The organism is Pseudoduganella sp. RAF19, from assembly GCF_052114165.1.
Taxonomy (GTDB): Bacteria; Pseudomonadota; Gammaproteobacteria; order Burkholderiales; family Burkholderiaceae_D; genus Rugamonas.
The window spans coordinates 1-4,475 of the sequence record NZ_JBFREF010000024.1 but is presented as its reverse complement, the minus strand read 5'-3'; the positions used below and the strand labels follow the sequence as shown (position 1 = coordinate 4,475).

The following is a 4,475-nucleotide window of genomic DNA, read 5'->3' as shown; positions in this document are numbered from 1 at the left end:
GAGATTTCGTCAGTATTTTGAGTGAGCGACCAAGTCAGCAATGACTTAAAACAGAGATTGAACTGAAGAGTTTGATCCTGGCTCAGATTGAACGCTGGCGGCATGCTTTACACATGCAAGTCGAACGGCAGCGCGGGCTTCGGCCTGGCGGCGAGTGGCGAACGGGTGAGTAATATATCGGAACGTACCCAAGAGTGGGGGATAACGTAGCGAAAGTTACGCTAATACCGCATACGATCTAAGGATGAAAGCAGGGGAYCKYMRGRCCTTGTGCTCCTGGAGCGGCCGATATCTGATTAGCTAGTTGGTGAGGTAAAGGCTCACCAAGGCAACGATCAGTAGCTGGTCTGAGAGGACGACCAGCCACACTGGAACTGAGACACGGTCCAGACTCCTACGGGAGGCAGCAGTGGGGAATTTTGGACAATGGGGGCAACCCTGATCCAGCAATGCCGCGTGAGTGAAGAAGGCCTTCGGGTTGTAAAGCTCTTTTGTCAGGGAAGAAAAGGGTCTGGCTAATATCCAGGCCTGCTGACGGTACCTGAAGAATAAGCACCGGCTAACTACGTGCCAGCAGCCGCGGTAATACGTAGGGTGCAAGCGTTAATCGGAATTACTGGGCGTAAAGCGTGCGCAGGCGGTTTTGTAAGTCTGTCGTGAAATCCCCGGGCTTAACCTGGGAATGGCGATGGAGACTGCAAGGCTAGAGTTTGGCAGAGGGGGGTAGAATTCCACGTGTAGCAGTGAAATGCGTAGAGATGTGGAGGAACACCGATGGCGAAGGCAGCCCCCTGGGTCAAAACTGACGCTCATGCACGAAAGCGTGGGGAGCAAACAGGATTAGATACCCTGGTAGTCCACGCCCTAAACGATGTCTACTAGTTGTTGGGTCTTAATTGACTTAGTAACGCAGCTAACGCGTGAAGTAGACCGCCTGGGGAGTACGGTCGCAAGATTAAAACTCAAAGGAATTGACGGGGACCCGCACAAGCGGTGGATGATGTGGATTAATTCGATGCAACGCGAAAAACCTTACCTACCCTTGACATGGCAGGAATCCYGRAGAGATTTGGGAGTGCTCGAAAGAGAACCTGCACACAGGTGCTGCATGGCTGTCGTCAGCTCGTGTCGTGAGATGTTGGGTTAAGTCCCGCAACGAGCGCAACCCTTGTCATTAGTTGCTACGCAAGAGCACTCTAATGAGACTGCCGGTGACAAACCGGAGGAAGGTGGGGATGACGTCAAGTCCTCATGGCCCTTATGGGTAGGGCTTCACACGTCATACAATGGTACATACAGAGGGCCGCCAACCCGCGAGGGGGAGCTAATCCCAGAAAGTGTATCGTAGTCCGGATTGTAGTCTGCAACTCGACTACATGAAGTTGGAATCGCTAGTAATCGCGGATCAGCATGTCGCGGTGAATACGTTCCCGGGTCTTGTACACACCGCCCGTCACACCATGGGAGCGGGTTTTACCAGAAGTAGGTAGCTTCACACTTAGGGTAGTGTTCCGAAAGGAACGCATACAAAAACTCATCAAACACAGTAGTAAGTGCTTAGAACTATAGCCGTCAAGGTTATAGGGACAAGTGACTAAGTGCACATGGCGGATGCCTTGGCGATTACAGGCGATGAAGGACGTAGAAGTCTGCGATAAGCTTCGGGGAGCTGACAAACAAGCMTTGATCCGAAGATTTCCGAATGGGGAAACCCGGCCTTTTAGGTCATTGCATACTGAATACATAGGTATGCAAAGCGAACGCGGCGAACTGAAACATCTAAGTAGCTGCAGGAATAGAAATCAACCGAGATTCCCAAAGTAGTGGCGAGCGAAATGGGAAGAGCCTGTACGTGATAGTCGTTTGGATAGTGGAAGCCTTTGGAAACAGGCGCCATAGCGGGTGATAGCCCCGTACACGAAATTCAAGCGGTGGTACTAAGCGTACGACAAGTAGGGCGGGACACGAGAAATCCTGTCTGAAGATGGGGGGACCATCCTCCAAGGCTAAATACTCGTAATCGACCGATAGTGAACCAGTACCGTGAGGGAAAGGCGAAAAGAACCCCGGGAGGGGAGTGAAATAGATCCTGAAACCGTGTGCATACAAACAGTCGGAGCCTCGTAAGGGGTGACGGCGTACCTTTTGTATAATGGGTCAGCGACTTACATTCAGTGGCGAGGTTAACCGAATAGGGGAGCCGTAGAGAAATCGAGTCCGAACAGGGCGCCAGTCGCTGGGTGTAGACCCGAAACCAAGTGATCTATCCATGGCCAGGTTGAAGGTGCGGTAACACGCACTGGAGGACCGAACCCACTAATGTTGAAAAATTAGGGGATGAGCTGTGGATAGGGGTGAAAGGCTAAACAAACTTGGAAATAGCTGGTTCTCTCCGAAAACTATTTAGGTAGTGCCTCAAGTATCACCACCGGGGGTAGAGCACTGTTATGGCTAGGGGGTCATCGCGACTTACCAAACCATTGCAAACTCCGAATACCGGTGAGTGCGAGCTTGGGAGACAGACGTCGGGTGCTAACGTCCGGCGTCAAGAGGGAAACAACCCAGACCGCCAGCTAAGGTCCCAAAGATTGGCTAAGTGGAAAACGAAGTGGGAAGGCTAAAACAGTCAGGATGTTGGCTTAGAAGCAGCCATCATTTAAAGAAAGCGTAATAGCTCACTGATCGAGTCGTCCTGCGCGGAAGATGTAACGGGGCTAAGCCAGTCACCGAAGCTGCGGATATCCGYAAGGATATGGTAGGAGAGCGTTCTGTAAGCCTGCGAAGGTGGCTTGTAAAGGCTGCTGGAGGTATCAGAAGTGCGAATGCTGACATGAGTAGCGATAATGCGGGTGAAAAGCCCGCACGCCGTAAGCCCAAGGTTTCCTGTTCAACGTTCATCGGAGCAGGGTGAGTCGGCCCCTAAGGCGAGGCAGAGATGCGTAGCTGATGGGAAGCAGGTTAATATTCCTGCACCGTCGTATGATGCGATGGGGGGACGGATCGCGGAAGGTTGTCTGCCTGTTGGAATAGGCAGTTTCTGGTTCATAGGAGGTACTTAGGCAAATCCGGGTACGTAATCCAAGGGACTGGGACGAGCGCTCTTGTAGCGCGAAGCAATCGGAAGTGGTTCCAAGAAAAGCCTCTAAGCTTCAGTCATACGAGACCGTACCGCAAACCGACACAGGTGGGCGAGATGAGTATTCTAAGGCGCTTGAGAGAACTCGGGAGAAGGAACTCGGCAAATTGGTACCGTAACTTCGGGAAAAGGTACGCCTCGGTAGCTTGACCACTTTACTGTGGAAGGGCGAAAAGGTTGCAATAAACTGGTGGCTGCGACTGTTTAATAAAAACACAGCACTCTGCAAACACGAAAGTGGACGTATAGGGTGTGACGCCTGCCCGGTGCTGGAAGATTAAATGATGGGGTGCAAGCTCTTGATTGAAGTCCCAGTAAACGGCGGCCGTAACTATAACGGTCCTAAGGTAGCGAAATTCCTTGTCGGGTAAGTTCCGACCTGCACGAATGGCGTAACGATGGCCACACTGTCTCCTCCCGAGACTCAGCGAAGTTGAAGTGTTTGTGATGATGCAATCTACCCGCGGCTAGACGGAAAGACCCCATGAACCTTTACTGTAGCTTTGCATTGGACTTTGAACCAATCTGTGTAGGATAGGTGGGAGGCTTTGAAGCGGGGACGCCAGTTCTCGTGGAGCCAACCTTGAAATACCACCCTGGTTTGTTTGAGGTTCTAACCTTGGCCCGTGATCCGGGTCGGGGACAGTGCATGGTAGGCAGTTTGACTGGGGCGGTCTCCTCCTAAAGTGTAACGGAGGAGTTCGAAGGTACGCTAGGTACGGTCGGACATCGTGCTAATAGTGCAATGGCATAAGCGTGCTTAACTGCGAGACCGACAAGTCGAGCAGGTACGAAAGTAGGACATAGTGATCCGGTGGTTCTGTATGGAAGGGCCATCGCTCAACGGATAAAAGGTACTCTGGGGATAACAGGCTGATTCCTCCCAAGAGTTCATATCGACGGGGGAGTTTGGCACCTCGATGTCGGCTCATCACATCCTGGGGCTGTAGCCGGTCCCAAGGGTATGGCTGTTCGCCATTTAAAGTGGTACGTGAGCTGGGTTTAAAACGTCGTGAGACAGTTTGGTCCCTATCTGCCGTGGGCGTTGGAAATTTGAAGGGGGCTGCTCCTAGTACGAGAGGACCGGAGTGGACGAACCTCTGGTGTACCGGTTGTCACGCCAGTGGCATTGCCGGGTAGCTAAGTTCGGAAGAGATAACCGCTGAAAGCATCTAAGCGGGAAACTTGCCTTAAGATGAGATTTCCCRGAGCCTTGAGCTCYTTGAAGGGTCGTTCGAGACCAGGACGTTGATAGGTCAGGTGTGGAAGTGCAGTAATGCATTAAGCTAACTGATACTAATTGCCCGTACGGCTTGTCCCTATAACCTTGCCGGTTATG

General features: G+C 52.0%; 2 rRNA genes. Both read left to right on the top strand.

The window, feature by feature from the left end:
- Window positions 1-59: 59 nt before the first annotated feature.
- Window positions 60-1,540, top strand: a 16S ribosomal RNA gene (locus AB4Z19_RS30385).
- Window positions 1,541-1,584: 44 nt separating this feature from the next.
- A 23S ribosomal RNA gene (locus AB4Z19_RS30380) occupies window positions 1,585-4,457 on the top strand.
- The 16S and 23S rRNA genes sit together here, the layout of an rRNA operon.
- The last annotated feature ends 18 nt before the right edge of the window (window positions 4,458-4,475 follow it).